The organism is Dactylosporangium sp. CS-033363 (assembly GCF_050942475.1).
GTDB lineage: Bacteria > Actinomycetota > Actinomycetes > Mycobacteriales > Micromonosporaceae > Dactylosporangium.
The window spans coordinates 9,106,714-9,122,946 of sequence record NZ_CP192032.1 but is presented as its reverse complement, the minus strand read 5'-3'; the positions used below and the strand labels follow the sequence as shown (position 1 = coordinate 9,122,946).

Here is a 16,233-nt window from a genome sequence, read left to right as displayed (position 1 = left end):
GCGCGCAGCGTCGCGATACCTTCGCTCATGGTGATCTTTATCGAACGGACGCACCGGCCCGGGCATCGCTTTGCTCGACATCGGCGGTAGCGTGTGCACCCGTGACTGATGTCCTGTCTCCGCTGGCCGAGATCCCGAGCCCGACCCGTGGCGTCTGGGACCTCGGACCTATTCCTTTGCGCGCCTACGCCCTCTGCATCGTGCTGGGCATCGTGGCCGCCTGCTACATCGCCGACCGTCGCCTGCGGGCCCGGGGCGCCCCGCCGTGGGTGATCCTCGACGTGGCCATCTGGGCGGTGCCGTTCGGCATCGTCGGGGCCCGGCTCTACCACGTGATCACGTCCCCGGAGGCGTACTTCGGCGAGAACGGCTCGATCCTCAAGGCGTTCAAGATCTGGGAGGGCGGCCTCGGCATCTGGGGCGGCATCGCGGCCGGTGCGCTCGGCGCCTGGATCGCCTGCCGCCGGATGAACCTGCCCTTCGCGATGGCGGCCGACTCGCTCGCCGTCGCGCTGCCGGTCGCCCAGGCGATCGGGCGCTGGGGGAACTGGTTCAACAACGAGCTGTACGGCAAGGAGACCACCCTGCCGTGGGGCCTCAAGGTCTACAACTGGGACACCGAGCACGGCCGCGCCCTGGAGGCCGGCGGGCAGCCGATCGTCCTGGGCGTGTTCCAGCCGACGTTCCTCTACGAGTCGCTGTGGTGCGTCGGCGTCGCGGTGGCGGTGTGGCTGCTCGACCGGAAGTACCGCTTCGGGCGGGGCCGGGCGTTCGCGTTGTACGTCATGCTGTACACCGTCGGCCGCTTCTGGGTCGAGCTGCTGCGCATCGACGACGCGCACCACGTGCTCGGCATGCGGCTGAACAACTGGACGTCGATCCTCGTCTTCGCCGCCGCGCTGGTGTACTTCCTGCGCGTGCGCGGGCCGCAGGAGCACGTCACGTACGACGAGGACGGGCACATCACCCTCGTCGGCGCTGACGCGGCACCGGCCGGGGAGGAGCCGAAGGCGATCGAGGCTCCGGACGAGGTCGAGGAGCCCGCCGACGAACCGGAGGACGAACCGGAAGAGGCGAAGAAGGAGACCAAGGAAACGCAGGGCTGATGCGGGCCGCGGTGGTGGTCGGCGCCGGCATCGGCGGGCTCGCCGCCGCCGGCGCGCTGGCCCGCTCCGGCTGGAAGGTCACCCTGCTCGAGCGCGACGACCGGCTCCGGCCGGGCCGGGCCGCGCTCGTGCTGTGGCCGAACGGGGTCCGCGCGCTGCGGGCCCTGGGCCTGGCCGCCGGGCTGGAGGGCATCTCCACCCCGGTGCCGCCCGCGGGCATCCGCAAGCCCGACGGCTCGTGGCTGGTGCCGCCGGGCGTGGCCGACATCGACACGCCGCCGGTCGTGGTGCACCGCGAGGACCTGCACGACGCGTTCATCGCGGGCCTCGGCGAGCAGGTCGACGTCCGCGGCGGGGTCGCCGTGCAGAGCGCCCGGGTGCACCGGGACCGGCCCGCGGTCGGCGACGGCCGCGTGACGTTCGAGGGCGACCTGGTCGTGGCCGCGGACGGGCCGGACAGCGCGGTCCGCCGCCGGCTCAGCGCGGCGAGCACCTTCGCCAGCGCCGGGTTCGCCGCGTGGCGGGCCGTCATCCCCTGGTACCGCGCCCCCGAGCTCCCGTCCGGCCTGCCCGCCCACGGCGAGCTGCTCGGGGCGGGGCACCGGTTCGCGTACGCGAGCCTCGGCGAACGCGGCTCGGCCGGCGGCTCCACCCGCGGCGGCATCTACTGGGTCGCGACCGTGCCCGGGGCGCTGCGTCCCGAGCCGCCCGCGGGCCAGCTGGCGCTGCTGCGGCGCTGGTTCGCCGGCTGGCACGCGCCGGTGGCCCAGCTGCTGGCCGCGACCGAGGCCGACGACCTGGTGCAGGAGCCGGTCGGCGAGCTCGCGCCGCTGCCGGAGACGTTCGGGCCGGTCGCGGGCAGCGGGGGCTACGCGCTCATCGGCGACGCGGCCCACGCCATGCCGCACCACCTGGCCCAGGGCGCGTCGCTGGCGCTGGAGGACGTGGCCACCCTGCAGACGGTGCTGGCGGGCGGGGCGGTGCCGGCGGCGCTCGCGGAGTACGACCGGCTCCGTCGTCCCCGGATCCTGCGGGTGCTGCAGCATTCCAAGAAGGCGGCATCAGTACTGCAGCAGCGCAACCGATTCGCCAGGGTCAATCCGCGCACGCTGGAGCGGGCGGCCGCCGCGGCGACGGAGTGGGCCGGCCCTACCGGGTGAGCACCCCGTGCTCCACGCACGACGCGGACCAGCCGCCGGGCAGCACCTGGACCTTCATGCGGCGGCGGCACTGCGCGCAGTAGCGCGGCGGTTCCAGTTCCCGGGCCGCCGCGCACGCCGCGTGGGAGCCGCTCGCCAGCGGCTCCCCGCAGCGGTCGCAGTAGGCGTTCACAGCGTCGCCGACAGCGCCTTGACCGGCATCGACAGCTCGTCGAGCAGAGCCAGGTCCTGCGCGGGGGAGCGGCCCAGCGTGGTCAGGTAGTTGCCGACGATGACCGCGTTCACGCCGCCGAGCAGGCCGTCGCGGGTGCCGAGGTCGCCGAGCGTGATCTCCCGGCCGCCGGCGTAGCGCAGCAGCGTGCGCGGCAGGGCCAGCCGGAACGCGGCGATGGCCCGCAGCGCGTCCTTCGGGTCGAGCACCGGCTGCTCCGCGAGGGGCGTGCCCGGGCGGGGGTTGAGGAAGTTCAGCGGTACCTCGTGCGGGTCCAGCTCCTGCAGCTGCAGCGCGAACTCGGCGCGCTGCTCGACGCTCTCGCCGAGGCCGAGAATGCCCCCGCAGCACACCTCCATGCCCGCGGCGCGCACCATGCGCAGGGTGTCCCACCGCTCGTCCCAGGTGTGGGTGCTCACGACCTGCGGGAAGTAGGACTTCGCGGTCTCCAGGTTGTGGTTGTACCGGTGGATGCCCAGCTCCGCGAGCCGGTCCACCTGCGCCTGGTCGAGCATGCCGAGCGAGGCGGCGATGTTGATGTCCACGGCGGCGCGGATCGCCGCGACCCCGTCGGCGAGCTGCGCCATGAGCCGCTCGTCGGGCCCGCGCACCGCCGCCACGATGCAGAACTCGGTGGCCCCGGTCGCCGCCGTCTGCCGGGCCGCCTCGACCAGCGAGGGGATGTCGAGCCAGACCGCGCGGACCGGCGAGGCGAACAGCCCCGACTGCGAGCAGAAGTGGCAGTCCTCGGGGCAGCCGCCGGTCTTGAGCGACACGATCCCCTCGACCTCGACCTCCGGGCCGCACCAGCGCATCCGCACGTCGTGGGCGATCGCGAGGTACTCCGGCAGCTCGGCGTCGGTGCAGTTGAGCACCGCGAGCACCCCGTCGCGGTCGAGTCCCTGGCCGGTGTCGAGGACCGCCTTCGCAGCATCAAGCATGCTCGTACCTTACAAAGCGTTCGGGTCGCCTGTCCGCACCCGATGACTTTGTGCACACTGGACAATCGGTATGGTAGGGGTCCTACAACGCTGGGGAGGGCCGGTTGGACTGGCTGGACGCGCTCGAGGCCGAGGCCGCCGCCCGGGAGGCCGCGGGCCTGCGCCGTGAGCTGCGCCCGCGCGCCGCGACCGGGGAACCGGTGGCCGATCTGGCCGGCAACGACTACCTGGGCCTGTCCCGGCACCCCGCGGTGCTCGCGGCGGCGGCCGAGGCGCTGCTGTCGTTCGGGCTCGGCGCGACCGGGTCGCGGCTGGTGCGCGGCTCGACCGACGCGCACCACGCGCTGGAGGACGGGCTCGCCGCGCTGCTGGGGTTCCCGGCGGCGCTGGTGTACTCGTCCGGGTACCTCGCCAACCTCGGCGCCGTCCGCGCGATGGCCCGCCCCGGCGCGCTGATCGTCTCCGACGCGCACAACCACGCCTCGATCGTCGACGGCTGCCGGATGGCCCGCGCCGGCCGCGACGGCGTCGAGACGGTGGTCGCCCCGCACGCCGACCCGGACGCGGTGCGGGCGCTGCTGCGGGCCCACCCGGGCCGGCCGGCGCTGCTGGTCACCGAGAGCGTCTTCTCCGTCGACGGGGACCTGGCGCCGCTGCGCGAGCTGTACGCGGTGGCCCGGGAGCACAGCGCGCTCATGCTCGTCGACGACGCTCACGCCCTCGGGGTGCTCGGCCCGCGCGGCGCCGGCGGGGTGGCCGCGGCCGGCCTGGCGGGCGCACCCGGGCTCGCGGTGACGGCGACGCTGTCCAAGTCCCTGGGCGCGGCCGGCGGCGTGGTCGCGGGCCCGGCGCAGCTGCGCCGCCAGCTGGTCGACACCGGGCGGACGTTCATCTTCGACACCGCGCTGCCGCCCGCGGTCGCGGCGGGCGCCCTCGCGGCGCTCGACCTGCTGACCGCAGGCGAGGAGCTGCGGGCCGAGCTGCGGTCCCGGGCCGCGCGCGCCGTGGATCGCTTGCGCGGGGAGGGCTTGCAGGTCTCCGACCCCGCCGGCGGCGTGGTGTCGGTCGGCGCGCCCGGGCCGGACGAGGCGTTCGCGTGGGCGGCCGCCTGCCGGGAGCGGGGCGTGGCCGTGGGGTGCTTCCGGCCGCCGTCGACGCCGGACGGGCGGTCGCGGCTGCGGCTCACCATCAACGTCGGCCTCGCGCCGGAGGCCTTCGACGAGGCCCTGGACGTCATCGTGAAGGAGCGCCCGTGATGGCTTTTGTGCAGGAGCGCCCGTGACGGCTCCGCTCGATGCGCTCTTCGGGGAGGAGATCGCGGGGCCGCTGGGCGGGCCGCTGATCGTCACGGGGACGGACACCGGCGTCGGCAAGACCATCGTCACCGCGGCCATCGCCGCCGCCGCGACGGCCGCCGGGCGCAGTGTCGCGGTGGTGAAGCCGGCCCAGACCGGCACGGCCGACGGCGACGAGCCCGACGCGCTGACCGTGGCCCGGCTGGCCGAGCCGGCGCTGACCCGCACGCTGTCGGACTTCCCGGACGCCCTGGCCCCGCTCGCCGCCGCGCGGGTGGCGGGGGAGGACGCGCTGACCGCGGTCATGGCGCAGCTGGCGATCCGGTCGATCGCGGAGGAGTACGACCTGACCCTCATCGAGGGCGCCGGCGGCCTGCTGGTCCAGCTGGGCGAGGGCGGCTGGACGATCCTCGACCTGGCGGCGGCGCTGAGCGCGACGGCGATCGTGGTGGCGCGGCCCGGCCTGGGCACGCTGAACCACACGGCGCTGACGTTGCGCGCCCTGGCCGAGCGGGACATCCCGGCGCTGGTCGTGTTCGGCACCTGGCCCGCCGACCCGGAGCTCGTGCACCGCACCAACCTGTACGACCTGGACGCCGACCTGGCCGGCGCCATTCCCGAGGGCGCGGGCGAGCTCGACCCCGACGTGTTCCGCCGCGAGTCACTGCACTGGCTGGACCCCCGCCTGCACGGCCGCTTCGACCCGGTGGCGTTCCGCTCCCACAGCCGCTGAGGTTTCGCGCGGCTGCGGTTTCGCGCGGCCACGGTTTTTGCGCACGGTTTGTGCGGCCACGGTTTCGCGCGGCCACGGTTTTTGCGCACGGTTTGTGCGGCCACGGTTTCGCGCGGCCACGGTTTTGCGCGGCGCCGTTTTGTCGCGGCGCCGGTTATCGCGGTGCCGGGGCCAGCACCGAGGACGGCAGGGTCAGCCGGAACGAGGTCTCGTCCAGGCGCAGGTCGCCGCCGCACAGGTTGGCCACCGCCCGGGCGACCTGCAGGTCCGGCACCGGCCGGGGCGGGTCGTCGCTCGGGCGGCGCTGCTGGGCCGCGGTCAGCTCGCCGGCCGGGGTGACCCGGGCGTCCACGGTCACCGACGGGTCGCGGCGCATCGCGATCGCCACGTGGGCGCGGGGCGGGGCGGCGATCGTCAGCCACAGGACGAGCTGGCTCACCAGGTGGCGGCAGATCATCTCGTCGACGGCCACGCGCGCGGTGTCTGGCACGTCGGCGTGGACGCTCACCGCGCTCGCCACCGCCACCCGGCGGGCCAGGTCCACCGCGTCGCGGACGACGGCCACCAGGTCCGTCGCCCGCTCCTGGGGCTCCGGGACCGGGGCGGCGGCCAGCGGCAGCACCACGCTGTCGACATAGCGCTCCAGCCGCACCGCGTTGCGGTCGATGGCGTCCAGGCAGGCCGTGCCCTCGCTGGGGGCGTCCGGCGGGAGGTCGTCACGCAGCAGGCGGGTGTACGCCCTGATCGAGGTCAGCGGCGTGTGCAGCTCGTGCCGCATCCGGGCCGCCGGGTCATCACCGGTCGCGAACAAGAGAGCCCCCTTTCACGCCGTCAAACCGAGAACCGCACCGCGAAGGTTCGCCCCGTCACCCGAAAGCGTGGCGGTTGACAGGCAACCAAATGGCTGCCTAATATAGGCAACCGAAAGGCTGCATATCCGATGAAGGGGCGACCGCGTGAGCGACGTGTTCCGGGCCCTGGCCGACGAGAGCCGCCGGGCGCTGCTCGACGGGCTCAACCGCGCCAACGGGCAGACCCTGCGCGAACTGTGCGCGGGGCTGGCCATGACCCGGCAGTCGGTCAGCAAGCACCTCGCGGTGCTCGAGGAGGCCGGCCTGGTGACCACCGTGCGCCGCGGCCGGGAGAAGCTGCACTACCTCAACGCCGCCCCGATCAGCGACATCGCCGAGCGCTGGATCAGCCGCTACGACCGGCGGCGGGTCGACGCGCTCGCCGACCTGAAGCAGGCCCTGGAGGGAACGCCGATGAGCAGGCCCGAGTTCGTCTACACCACGTACGTCCGCACCACGCCCGAGCAGCTGTGGAAGGGGCTCACGGACCCCGCGTTCACCCGGCAGTACTGGGGGACCGCCTTCGAGACCGACTGGCGCCCCGGCTCGCCGATGACCTGGCGGCTCGACCGCAACGACACCGCGATCGCGCACCCGGACCAGGTGGTGCTCGAGGCCGAGCCGTTCACGCGCCTGTCGTACTCGTGGCACACCTTCACCGACGAGTGGGCCAAGGCCTACGACATCGACGCGGAGTACGTGGCCAAGGTCGCCGCCGAGCCGCGCTCGAAGGTCACGTTCGAGCTCGAGCCCAAGGGTGAGCACGTCCGGCTGACCGTGATCCACGACGGGTTCGGCGAGGACAGCGCCGTGCTGCCGGGCGTCTCCGAGGGCTGGCCGGAGCTGCTCGCGAGCCTGAAGTCGCTGCTGGAGACCGGTTCGGCCCTGAAAACCGCATAGACCGCGCATATACGATAAATCCGATATGTCGCGGCGCGCCAGCGCCCGACATATCGGGCCAAAGCCGCCCTACGGCAGGACGACCACGCTGGTGCCGGAGCCGATGTTGGTGAGCAGCACCTTCTGGGCCGCCGGGGGCATCCGGACGCAGCCGTTGGACTTGCGGTAGCCGAACTCGTTGCGGTACCAGGCGTGGATGCCGGTGTGAGCGTCGGCCAGGCCGCTCGCGACCGCCTTCTTGTCGTCCGGGACGGCGCCCAGGGCCAGCACGTCGAGGCCGGCGTAGACCTTGCTGGGCAGGGACGAGCGGCCCAGGACGAACGTGCGGCCCAGCGGGGTCTCCGTCGCCGGGGCGCCGACCGTCACCGTCCAGGTCTGCTGGGGCTGGCCGTCGCGGACCCAGGTCAGGGTGTAGGCGCCGCGGTGGACGACGATCTGGTCGCGCAGGGGACTGGTGACGTAGTCGCCGGGCGGGAGCCAGCCGATGCTGCGGTTCATCGACGGGAGCAGGACCGCGGTCCAGCCGCTCTGCCGGGCGACGATGGGCATGATGAGGTCCACGCCGCTGATCTGCGGGGTCAGGTACGCGCGGGCGGTGCCGCCCACCGCGTCGTACACGGCGGACTTGGCCCGCAGCTGCAGCGCCTCGGTCAGGGGGGCCGTCGACGTCTGGTCGGGGTCGGCCGGGAAGCCCGTGGCCGCCTGCGTGTAGGTGATCGTCGTCAGGCCCGCGGGGGCCTCGGCGACCGTGGGCGGGGCGGTCGACGGGGCCGGCGAGGACGGCCCGACCACGAGGGTCGTCGGCTCGGGGGCCGACGGGGCGGTCGCGGTCGCGGTCGGTTTGTGCTTCGAGGAGCATCCCGCGAGCAGGGTCGCCGCGAGCGCGGCGAGGACGACGGCGCGGCGGGCGAGCATGTCCACCAACTTAGCCGGTGATCGCGGCTGCCACGTCGGCCAGCCGGTTAAGGGCGGACGGCAAGTCGGCCGTCGCGATCGCGCCGAAGCCGATGGCAAGCCCCGGATCCGGGACGCGCGGCGGTGACGCGTAGAAGCGCGCGAGCGGATCCACGGCCACATCCACCGCGCGCAGGCCGCGCACGAGGGCGTCGATGTCCAGGTCCGCATGGCTGCGCAGGGCGAGGTGGAGGCCGGCACTGGACGGTACGAATGCGAACCAGGTTTTGAGGAACGACGCTTGCAGCAGGAGCTCGTGGCGGGCGGCGTAGACGCGGCCGACCCGGCGCAGGTGGCGCTGCAGGAGGCCCGCGTCGATGAAGTCGGCCAGGGCGGCCTGGGCGGCCTGCTCGCCGTGCCAGTCGGCGAGGCGGCGGGCCGTGCGCAGGGCGGGCAGCAGCGGCTCGGGGGCGATCAGGAACCCGAGGCGCAGGGACGGCAGCAGGGTCTTGGAGAACGAGCCGACGTAGACGACGCGGCCCGCGCGGTCCAGGCTCTGCAGCGGCTCCAGGGGGCGGTCGGAGTAGCGGAACTCGCTGTCGTAGTCGTCCTCCACGATCGCCGCGCGGTGCTCCTCGGCCCAGGCCAGCAGGGCGGTGCGCCGCTCCAGCGACATCGCGGTGCCGAGCGGGTGCTGGTGGGACGGGGTGACGTAGACGAGGCGGGCGGTGTCGGGGATGGCGTCCACGACGATGCCGTCGGCGTCGACCGGGACGCCGGCGACGCGGGCGCCGTGGCTCTGGAACAGCCGGCGCACCGGGCGGTAGCCGGGCTCCTCGACGGCGGCGACGGTGCCGGGCTCGATGAGCACCCGGCCGACCAGGTCGATGGCCTGCTGGGCGCCCGCGGTGACGAGCACGTCGTCCGGGGCGGCGCGGACCGAGCGGGACAGGCCCGCGTGCCGGGCGATCGCCGCGCGCAGCGCCGGCAGGCCCGACGGGTCGGCGTAGCCGGCCGACGCGCGCACCGAGCGGGCCAGCAGCCGGCGCCAGGTCGCGAGCGGGAACAGGGTCCCGTCCGGGTGCCCGATGCGCAGGTCGTAGCGGGCCGGCGGGGTCGGCTCGTCGACGGCGAGACCGGTGAGGGCACCGAAGCGGCGCGACGGGCGCAGCGGGCCGGCCGGGGCGCGCCGGGGCTGGGCGACCTTCCCGGTGTACGCCACGAACGTCCCCGCCCCGGCCCGCCCGGCCAGGAACCCGTCGCCGACGAGCCGGTCGTAGGCCGCGGCGACGGTGTTGCGGGCGACGGCCAGGTCGCGGGCCAGGTCCCGGCTCGGCGGCACCCGCTCGCCGTGGCGCAGGCGGCCGTCGAGGATCGCGTCGCGCAGCTGGCGGTAGATGCGGTCGGTGCGGTCGCCGCGCCCCTCGAGGCTGATGTGCAGGTCCACGGCCTTGGCCCAATCGATCTGGCGGCGAATTGGCCCTTCAGCCGGGCCAACGCCGACCCTAGCGTCGACGGTGTGCTCACCGTCAAGCAGGGCGCCGCGCTGTCCGTCGGGGCCGTGCTCGGCACCGGGGTCATCGCGCTGCCCGGGATCGCGGCCCAGATCGCCGGGCCGGCCGCGCTCGTCGCCTGGGCCGCGCTGATCGTGCTGTCGGCGCCGCTCGCGCTGACCTTCGCGGCGCTCGGGGCGCGGTTCCCGGACACCGGCGGCGTCGCCTCGTACGTCGGGCGCGCCTTCGGGCCCCGCGCGGCGGCCGTGGTCGGCTGGACCTTCTACGCCGCCGTCCCGGTCGGCGCGCTGCCCGCGGCCACGTTCGGCGGCGCGTACGTGACGGCCGTGCTCGGCGGCGGGTACCGCACGACGCTGCTCACCGCCGCCGCCCTCGTGGCGCTGGTGACCGCTGCGAACCTCGGGGGTGTGCGGACCAGCGGGCGGGTCCAGCTCGGCCTGGCCGCGGCGCTCGTGGCGCTGCTGCTCGCGGCGATCGTCACCGCGCTGCCGCACGCGAGCCTGGCCAACCTGCGGCCGTTCGCGCCGCACGGGTGGCTCGCGATCGGACCGGCGGTCGCGGTGCTGGTCTGGGGCTTCGCCGGCTGGGAGGCGCTGACCTCGCTCGCCGCCGACTACCGCGACCCGCGCCGGGACGTGCCCCGGGCCACCTGGATCGCGGTCGCCGTGGTCGGGGTGCTGTACCTCGCGGTCGCCGCCACCAGCCAGCTCGTCCTCGCCCACCCGTCCGACGCGCCCCTCGCGGACCTGCTGGCGCTCGGCTTCGGGGACGGCTCGCGGGCGCTGACCGCGCTCGTCGCGCTGCTGCTGACCGCCGGGGCGATGAACGCCTACTTCGCCGGGGCCGCCCGCCTCGGGGCCGCGCTCGGCCGGGACGGTGCGCTGCCCGCCTGGTTCGCCCGCGGGTCCGCCGCCGGCGAGGTGCCCCGCCGCAGCCTCGGGGTCGTCGCCGCCCTGGCCGCCGGGACGCTCGGCGTCGCCGCGGTCACCGGGCTGGGTCCGCGGCCGATCATGCTGCTCACGACCGGATCGTTCGTCGTCGTGTACCTGCTGGGCTCGGCCGCCGCGGTGAAGCTGCTGCCGCGCCGGTCATGGGCCCGGCGCACCGCCGTCGCCGCCCTGATCTCGGTCGCCGGGCTGCTGGCCCTGACCGGGGTGTACCTGCTGTGGACGGCGCTGGTCGCGGCGGCGGCCCTCACCTACCGGGCCGCCGCCGCGCGCGCTCACAGGTCGCGGTCGTCGACGATGTGCATGGCGGCCTCCTCGGCCGACGCCGCGCCGCCGTCGATGCCGACGTCCGAGCCGACCTCGTCCTTCTCCTCGTCCTCGCCGATGCCCTCGTCGGGGGCGACGAGCCGCCCGGCCCGCCGGTCGCCGACCTCGCCGTCGTCGAAGAACTCGCCCGACTCGGTGGTGCGGCCGTAGTCGTCCTGGTCCAGGCGGGTGCTCGGGTCCGGTTCCTCCTGGCGCAGCCGCTGGTCCAGCGACTCACCCTGCTCGGCCTCGGCCTGGGTGACACCGAACGCGGTCACCCCGCGCGGGCGCTCCGGCGGCGAGTAGCCCTCGTCGAGGCTGTCGTCGAGCCCGCGGTCGGACAGGGTGTCCTCCGCTGACAGCTGGCCCTCGTCGTCCGGATCCGGGTCCCAACTGTCGGTCTGCTGCGTCATGTCGGTATCCCCTCGAAGGTGCAGATTCGAGCACAGTGATGCCCGATTCTGAGCCTAGATCACCGATTCGCGCGAACGTTTGTGCGTGGTGATGAGGTCCGCGTACCGGTGACCGCTCGCCTTGATCGTGCGCTCCTGGGTGTCGTAGTCGACCCGGACCAGCCCGAAGCGCTTGTCGTAGCCGTACGCCCACTCGAAGTTGTCCAGCAGCGACCACGCGAAGTACCCGTCGACCGGGGCGCCGCGCAGCACCGCCGCCCGCACCGCGTCCAGGTGCTGCTCCAGGTAGTCGGTGCGCTCCTTGTCCTGGATCTCGCCGTTCGGCTCCACGGTGTCGTACCAGGCCGAGCCGTTCTCGGTGACGAGGATGCTGGCCGGGCGGTACGTCTCGGCCACCGACACCAGGATGTCCTCCAGCCCCTTGCCGTAGACCTCCCACGGCATCGCGGTCTCGACCGAGCCCGGGACCGGGATCTGCCGCGCGAACGGCGCGGTGCCGGCCGGGTCGTCCACGACGATCTGGCGGAAGTAGTAGTTGATGCCGAGGAACTCGGTCGGGGAGGCGATGACGGCCAGGTCACCCTCGCGGATGGGTGGCTCGACGCCGTAGACCTCGATCATGTCGGCCGGGTAGCCGCGGCCGAAGACCGGGTCGAGCCACCAGCGGTTGGTGTGGCCGTCGGCGCGTACGGCGGCGGCGACGTCCTCGGGCCGGTCGCTGCCGGGCTCGATGGGGCTCAGGTTGAGCACGATGCCGACGCTCGGGGCGAGCCGCGCCGAGGCCCGGATCGCCTGGTTCACCAGGCCGTGGCCGAGCAGCACGTGGTGCGAGGTGTGCACGGCCCGGGTCAGGTCGCGCTCGCCCGGCGCCATGCGGCCCTCGAGGTGGCCGATCCAGGACACGCACAGCGGCTCGTTGACGGTGTTCCAGTCGGCGACGCGGTCGCCCAGGCGCCCGGCCACGACGGCGGCGTAGTCGGCGAACGCCTCGGCCGTGGCCCGGTCCGGCCAGCCGCCCGCGTCCTGCAGGGCCTGCGGCAGGTCCCAGTGGTAGAGCGTGGCGAACGGGCGGATGCCGGCCGCGAGGAGCTCGTCGACGAGGCGGTCGTAGAAGTCCAGCCCGGCCTGGTTCACCGCGCCGGTGCCGTCGGGCAGCACGCGGGGCCAGGCGACGGAGAAGCGGTACGCGTCGAGGTTGAGCCGGCGCATGAGCGCGACGTCCTCGGCCCAGCGGTGGTAGTGGTCGCAGGCCACGTCGCCGGTGTCGCCGTTGTCCACGGCGCCCGGCGTGTGGGAGAAGGTGTCCCAGATGGACGGCTTGCGGCCGTCCTCGGCGACGGCGCCCTCGATCTGGTACGCCGCGGTGGCGGAGCCCCAGATGAAGCCGGGGGGTAGTGCGGAGAGATCCAGCACGGGACTCGTTCTCCTCTAGGTCTACAGCTTGCCTTCGGCCGCGCTGAGCTTGGCCCTGATGGACTCGGGGGTCACCGGTCTCCCGGCCGCCGCGTCGGCGAACAGCTCCGCCATCGCCGTGCCGACGAGCGTCTCGAACTGGCTCTCCTCGGGCACCTGCGGCAGCGGGGCCGCGGTGGAGTTGAGCACCTGGAACAGCACCTCCTGCTCGGGCGTGCGGAACGCCGCGTCGGAGTACGCCGAGCGCACCGACGGCAGCGACCCGTACGCCTTGTTCAGGATGATCTGCTCCTTGTCGCTGGTCATGAACTCGACGAACTCCAGGGCCCCGGTGCGATTGCGGGTGTGCTTGTAGACGGCCATGTTGATGCCGGCGACCATGCTGTTGATCCGCACGCCGCCGGCCGTGTACGGGTCGGCGAGGTACGGCATCGGCGCGACCCCGTACTCGTCGGCGTTCAGCCCGGCCTGCTGCAGCGACGGGCCGGCCGCCTGCCACATCAGCATCGCCGCCTTGCGGGAGGCGAAGTCGGCCCGGGACTCGTTCTTGCTGTACCCCGCGTCCGCCGGGTTGACGATGTGCTCGTCCGCCATCAGCCCGACGTAGCGCTTGATCGCCGCCACGTTCGGTTCGGTGGCGAACGTGGCATCACCTCCGGGACCGAACCACTGCCCGCGGTACTGCTGCGAAAACGTGAAGGCGTGGTGCGCGTTCTCGGCGGGGTTGGCCCCCTCGACCGCCAGCCCCCACTGGCCCTTGGCCGGCTTGGTGAGCTTCTTGCCGTCGGCGACGAGCTCGTCCCACGTCTTCGGCGGGTTCGCGATGCCCGCCTCGGCGAACATGCGCTTGTTGTAGTACAGCGCGTAGGACAGCGAGTACAGCGGCACCGCGGACGGCGGGGTGCCGGCGGCGCCCGCGGCGGCGAGCGCGTTGGGCACGAACCGGTCCCGGCCGCCGACCTTGTCCAGGGTCTGCCCGTCGAACGGCACGAACGCCCCGGTCGCCTGCAGCGAGGCGGACCAGGTGTTGCCGATGTTGACCACGTCCGGCCCGTCGTCGTCCTTGGTGGCGGCCATCAGCCGGTCGAGCAGGTCCGACCACGGCACCACCTCGAGCTGCACGTGGATGCCGGTCACGTGCTCGAACTCGTCGAGCTGGGGCTGCAGCGTGGCCCGGTCGAAGTCCAGGCTGGGGCCCTGGTTGCTGGCCCAGTAGACGAGCGTCCTGGCGTCGGCCGCGCTGTCACCGCCGCATCCCGCGGCCGACCCGGCTAAGGCAACGATGGCGGTGGCGGCCGCAACTGCACGGCGGATCGACATGGGTGACGCCCTTCTCGACAGGAGGGGAGGTGGCGGCGGGGGTGCTCCTGCCAAGGTCTTTATATCGATACTTAATTTATGTCGCCATTTAAAAGGCGCCGCCATGCCGAGTCAAGGCCGGGCCCTTAGAGTGGCGAGCGCAACTGGCAAGGACCACCGGGGGTCGGAGTGCAGGTCGAGCGCGCGAGCCATCGAGAGGTACGACTGCGCAACCGTTCCGCGCTGTTGACCCGGCTGTTCCTGGAGGGCCCGCTCACCCGGCAGGACCTGTCCCGCCGCACCGGGCTGAGCCAGCCCGCGGTGAGCAACGTCGTGAGCGACCTGATCGACGACGGGATCGTGGCCGAGGCGGGCGCGCTGGAGTCCGAGGGCGGCCGGCCCAGCATGATGCTGCGGGTGGCGCCGGACTACGGCACGGTCGCCGGGGTCGACGTCGGCGAGACCCGGGTCCGCGTCGAGCTGTTCGACCTCGCGATGCGCCGCCTCGCCGACGCCGACCACCCGATCGAGCCCGGCGGCACCCCGCCCGAGGCGGTGGCCCAGCACATCCTGGCCGGTCTGGCCGGCGTGACCGGGAATCGGGCGCCGCTGGGCGTCGGGGTCGGCGTCTCCGGGATCGTCCAGCAGCGGCCCGAGGGCGCCCTCGTGCACGCGCAGACGCTGGGCTGGGAGGCGGTACCGCTGGAGGCGATGCTGCGGGCCGGCACCGGCCTGCCGCTGCACCTCGACAACGGGGCCAAGACGCTGGGCCAGGCCGAGATGTGGTTCGGCGCCGGACGCGGGCGCCGGCACGCCGTGTTCGCGCTGCTCGGCTCCGGGGTCGGCGCCGCCGTGGTGACCAACGGGGTGAGCTATCGCGGCGCGTCCAGCAGCGCCGGGGAGTGGGGCCACACCACGCTCGTGTACGGCGGCCGCCCCTGCCGCTGCGGCTCGCGCGGCTGCCTGGAGGCGTACGCCGGGGCCGAGGCGGTCCTGGAGCGCTACCGCGAGCAGGCCGGGCGGCCGGCACCCGGGCAGGACGAGGAGTCCCGGCTCACGGCCCTGGTCGGGCTGGCCGCCGGCGGCGAGGCGACGGCCCGCGCGGTCCTCGACGAGACCGCCGGCTACCTCGGCGCGGGCGTGGCCAACCTGATCAACCTGTTCAACCCCGAGGTCGTGGTGCTCGGCGGGTGGGCCGCGGTCGCGCTGTCCGGACTGCTGCCGCGCATCCGCGAGGCGGCCCGCCGGCACGCCCTGCGCCAGCCCTACGAGCAGGCCGCGATCGAGCTGGGCCGGCTCGGCCTGGACGCGGTGGCGCTCGGCGCGGCGACGCTGCCGCTGGCCCGGTTCCTGATCGAGGGCGGCGCGTGTCCGTCGTCCGGTGGACCCGGGGCCTCCTGATTCTCGCGAGCATCGATGCATGCGACCGATCGAAGTGCGCGGGCTGCGCAAGCGGTACGGGGCCCACCCGGCCGTCGACGGCATCGACCTGGATGTCGAACCGGGCGAGGTGTTCGCCCTGCTGGGCCCGAACGGGGCCGGCAAGACCACGACCGTGGAGATCCTGGAGGGGCACCGCCGCCGCGACGGCGGGGAGGTCCGCGTGCTCGGCGAGGACCCGGGCGCGGCCGGGCGGCGCTGGCGGGCCCGGATCGGGGTGGTGCTGCAGACCGCGGCCGACGCCGCCGAGCTCACCGTGCGCGAGTCCGTGCGGCACTACGGCGGGTACTACCCGAGCCGCCGCGACCCGGACGAGGTCATCGCCGCCGTCGGCCTCACGGAGAAGGCCGGGGCGCGGGTGCGCTCGCTGTCCGGCGGGCAGCGCCGCCGCCTCGACGTCGCGCTGGGCATCGTCGGCCGGCCCGAGCTGGTCTTCCTCGACGAGCCGACGACCGGCTTCGACCCCGAGGCCCGCCGGCGGTTCTGGGACCTGATCCGGTCCCTGGCCGCGGACGGCACCACGATCCTGCTCACCACCCACTACCTCGACGAGGCCGAGGCCCTGGCCGGGCGGCTGGCCGTACTGGCCGGCGGGCGGATCGTCGCGGCCGGCACCCCGGCGACCGTCGGCGGCCGCGACCGGGCCCAGGCCGTGGTCAGCTGGCGCGACGCGGACGGCCGGCACGAGGTGCGCACCGGCGAGCCCGACGCGGTCGTGGCCGGCCTCGGCGCCGGCTTCACCGACCTGCGCGTCACCCGCCCCACCCTCGAGGACGTCTACCTGTCGCTGATCGGAGCGGACCGATGACC

The 16,233-nt window shown here is 74.2% G+C and carries 14 protein-coding genes and 2 pseudogenes; 8 read left to right on the top strand and 8 right to left on the bottom strand.

The annotated features are described in order from the left end of the window. Positions 1-101: 101 nt before the first annotated feature. A complete protein-coding gene (gene lgt, locus ACQPZ4_RS42060) occupies positions 102-1,106 on the top strand; it encodes a prolipoprotein diacylglyceryl transferase (protein WP_433049293.1) in 1,005 nt (334 codons plus the stop codon). Further along, positions 1,106-2,266: an FAD-dependent oxidoreductase gene (locus ACQPZ4_RS42055; protein WP_433049290.1), complete on the top strand. Its 1,161-nt coding sequence runs from the start codon at positions 1,106-1,108 to the stop codon at positions 2,264-2,266. Before lgt ends, ACQPZ4_RS42055 begins: the two co-directional genes overlap by 1 nt. Here ACQPZ4_RS42055 and ACQPZ4_RS42050 read toward each other — a convergent pair. Together ACQPZ4_RS42050 and bioB are read right to left on the bottom strand one after the other, a co-directional pair. Further along, positions 2,256-2,489: pseudogene (locus tag ACQPZ4_RS42050) on the bottom strand (hypothetical protein); the annotation flags it as partial. The gene ACQPZ4_RS42055 and the pseudogene ACQPZ4_RS42050 sit on opposite strands and share 11 nt — an antisense overlap. After that, positions 2,435-3,418 carry a biotin synthase BioB gene (bioB, locus tag ACQPZ4_RS42045; protein WP_433049287.1) on the bottom strand — a complete coding sequence of 328 codons (984 nt, stop codon included), beginning with the start codon at positions 3,416-3,418 and terminating at the stop codon, positions 2,435-2,437. The pseudogene ACQPZ4_RS42050 and the gene bioB, both read right to left, overlap by 55 nt. A 104-nt stretch (positions 3,419-3,522) precedes the next feature. On the opposite strand from bioB, the gene ACQPZ4_RS42040 reads away from it, so the two are divergent. Beyond that, positions 3,523-4,674 (top strand): 8-amino-7-oxononanoate synthase, encoded by a 1,152-nt coding sequence (locus ACQPZ4_RS42040; protein WP_433049284.1) that lies wholly within the window; start codon positions 3,523-3,525, stop codon positions 4,672-4,674. 22 nt (positions 4,675-4,696) lie between these two features. After that, a complete protein-coding gene (gene bioD, locus ACQPZ4_RS42035) occupies positions 4,697-5,446 on the top strand; it encodes a dethiobiotin synthase (protein ID WP_433049281.1) in 750 nt (249 codons plus the stop codon). Between the two features lie 154 nt (positions 5,447-5,600). Here the strand turns inward: bioD and ACQPZ4_RS42030 are convergent, their stop codons facing one another. Further along, positions 5,601-6,257, bottom strand: a complete 657-nt coding sequence (locus ACQPZ4_RS42030) for a histidine kinase dimerization/phospho-acceptor domain-containing protein (protein WP_433049278.1) — start codon at positions 6,255-6,257, stop codon at positions 5,601-5,603. Positions 6,258-6,402: 145 nt separating this feature from the next. Between ACQPZ4_RS42030 and ACQPZ4_RS42025 the strand changes: the two genes are divergently transcribed. Beyond that, a complete protein-coding gene (locus ACQPZ4_RS42025; RefSeq protein WP_433049275.1) occupies positions 6,403-7,197 on the top strand; it encodes an ArsR/SmtB family transcription factor in 795 nt (264 codons plus the stop codon). A gap of 69 nt (positions 7,198-7,266) precedes the next feature. On the opposite strand, the gene ACQPZ4_RS42020 is transcribed toward ACQPZ4_RS42025, so the two are convergent. Both ACQPZ4_RS42020 and ACQPZ4_RS42015 read right to left on the bottom strand, forming a co-directional pair. Continuing rightward, positions 7,267-8,112 carry a L,D-transpeptidase gene (locus ACQPZ4_RS42020; protein WP_433049272.1) on the bottom strand — a complete coding sequence of 282 codons (846 nt, stop codon included), beginning with the start codon at positions 8,110-8,112 and terminating at the stop codon, positions 7,267-7,269. Between the two features lie 10 nt (positions 8,113-8,122). Beyond that, entirely contained in the window at positions 8,123-9,538 is a 1,416-nt protein-coding gene (locus ACQPZ4_RS42015; protein WP_433049269.1) for a PLP-dependent aminotransferase family protein, read from the bottom strand. 72 nt (positions 9,539-9,610) lie between these two features. On the opposite strand from ACQPZ4_RS42015, the pseudogene ACQPZ4_RS42010 reads away from it, so the two are divergent. Continuing rightward, positions 9,611-10,807, top strand: a pseudogene (locus ACQPZ4_RS42010) (amino acid permease); the annotation flags it as partial. Between the two features lie 20 nt (positions 10,808-10,827). Here the strand turns inward: ACQPZ4_RS42010 and ACQPZ4_RS42005 are convergent. Genes ACQPZ4_RS42005 through ACQPZ4_RS41995 form a run of 3 tightly spaced genes read right to left on the bottom strand, consistent with a single transcriptional unit; the run spans position 10,828 to position 14,004 of the window. Then, a complete protein-coding gene (locus tag ACQPZ4_RS42005; RefSeq protein WP_433049266.1) occupies positions 10,828-11,271 on the bottom strand; it encodes a DUF5709 domain-containing protein in 444 nt (147 codons plus the stop codon). 54 nt (positions 11,272-11,325) lie between these two features. Further along, positions 11,326-12,684, bottom strand: coding sequence for a GH1 family beta-glucosidase (locus tag ACQPZ4_RS42000; protein WP_433049263.1), 1,359 nt, complete (start codon positions 12,682-12,684; stop codon positions 11,326-11,328). A gap of 21 nt (positions 12,685-12,705) precedes the next feature. Then, positions 12,706-14,004, bottom strand: coding sequence for an ABC transporter substrate-binding protein (locus tag ACQPZ4_RS41995; RefSeq protein WP_433049260.1), 1,299 nt, complete (start codon positions 14,002-14,004; stop codon positions 12,706-12,708). A 225-nt stretch (positions 14,005-14,229) separates the two neighbouring features. On the opposite strand from ACQPZ4_RS41995, the gene ACQPZ4_RS41990 reads away from it, so the two are divergent. Next, positions 14,230-15,384, top strand: coding sequence for an ROK family transcriptional regulator (locus ACQPZ4_RS41990; RefSeq protein WP_433049257.1), 1,155 nt, complete (start codon positions 14,230-14,232; stop codon positions 15,382-15,384). A gap of 19 nt (positions 15,385-15,403) precedes the next feature. Continuing rightward, on the top strand, positions 15,404-16,231 hold the full coding sequence (locus ACQPZ4_RS41985) for an ABC transporter ATP-binding protein (protein ID WP_433049254.1): 828 nt from the start codon (positions 15,404-15,406) through the stop codon (positions 16,229-16,231). Positions 16,232-16,233 lie beyond the last annotated feature (2 nt).

Excerpts from the sequence above, each read along its gene's own strand:
- ACQPZ4_RS42055 (WP_433049290.1), top strand. The coding sequence starts at position 1,106 with ATGCGGGCCGCGGTGGTGGTCGGCGCCGGCATCGGCGGGCTCGCCGCC.
- bioB (WP_433049287.1), bottom strand. The coding sequence starts at position 3,418 with ATGCTTGATGCTGCGAAGGCGGTCCTCGACACCGGCCAGGGACTCGAC.
- ACQPZ4_RS42020 (WP_433049272.1), bottom strand. The coding sequence starts at position 8,112 with ATGCTCGCCCGCCGCGCCGTCGTCCTCGCCGCGCTCGCGGCGACCCTG.
- ACQPZ4_RS42005 (WP_433049266.1), bottom strand. The coding sequence starts at position 11,271 with ATGACGCAGCAGACCGACAGTTGGGACCCGGATCCGGACGACGAGGGC.
- ACQPZ4_RS41995 (WP_433049260.1), bottom strand. The coding sequence starts at position 14,004 with ATGTCGATCCGCCGTGCAGTTGCGGCCGCCACCGCCATCGTTGCCTTA.
- ACQPZ4_RS41985 (WP_433049254.1), top strand. The coding sequence starts at position 15,404 with ATGCGACCGATCGAAGTGCGCGGGCTGCGCAAGCGGTACGGGGCCCAC.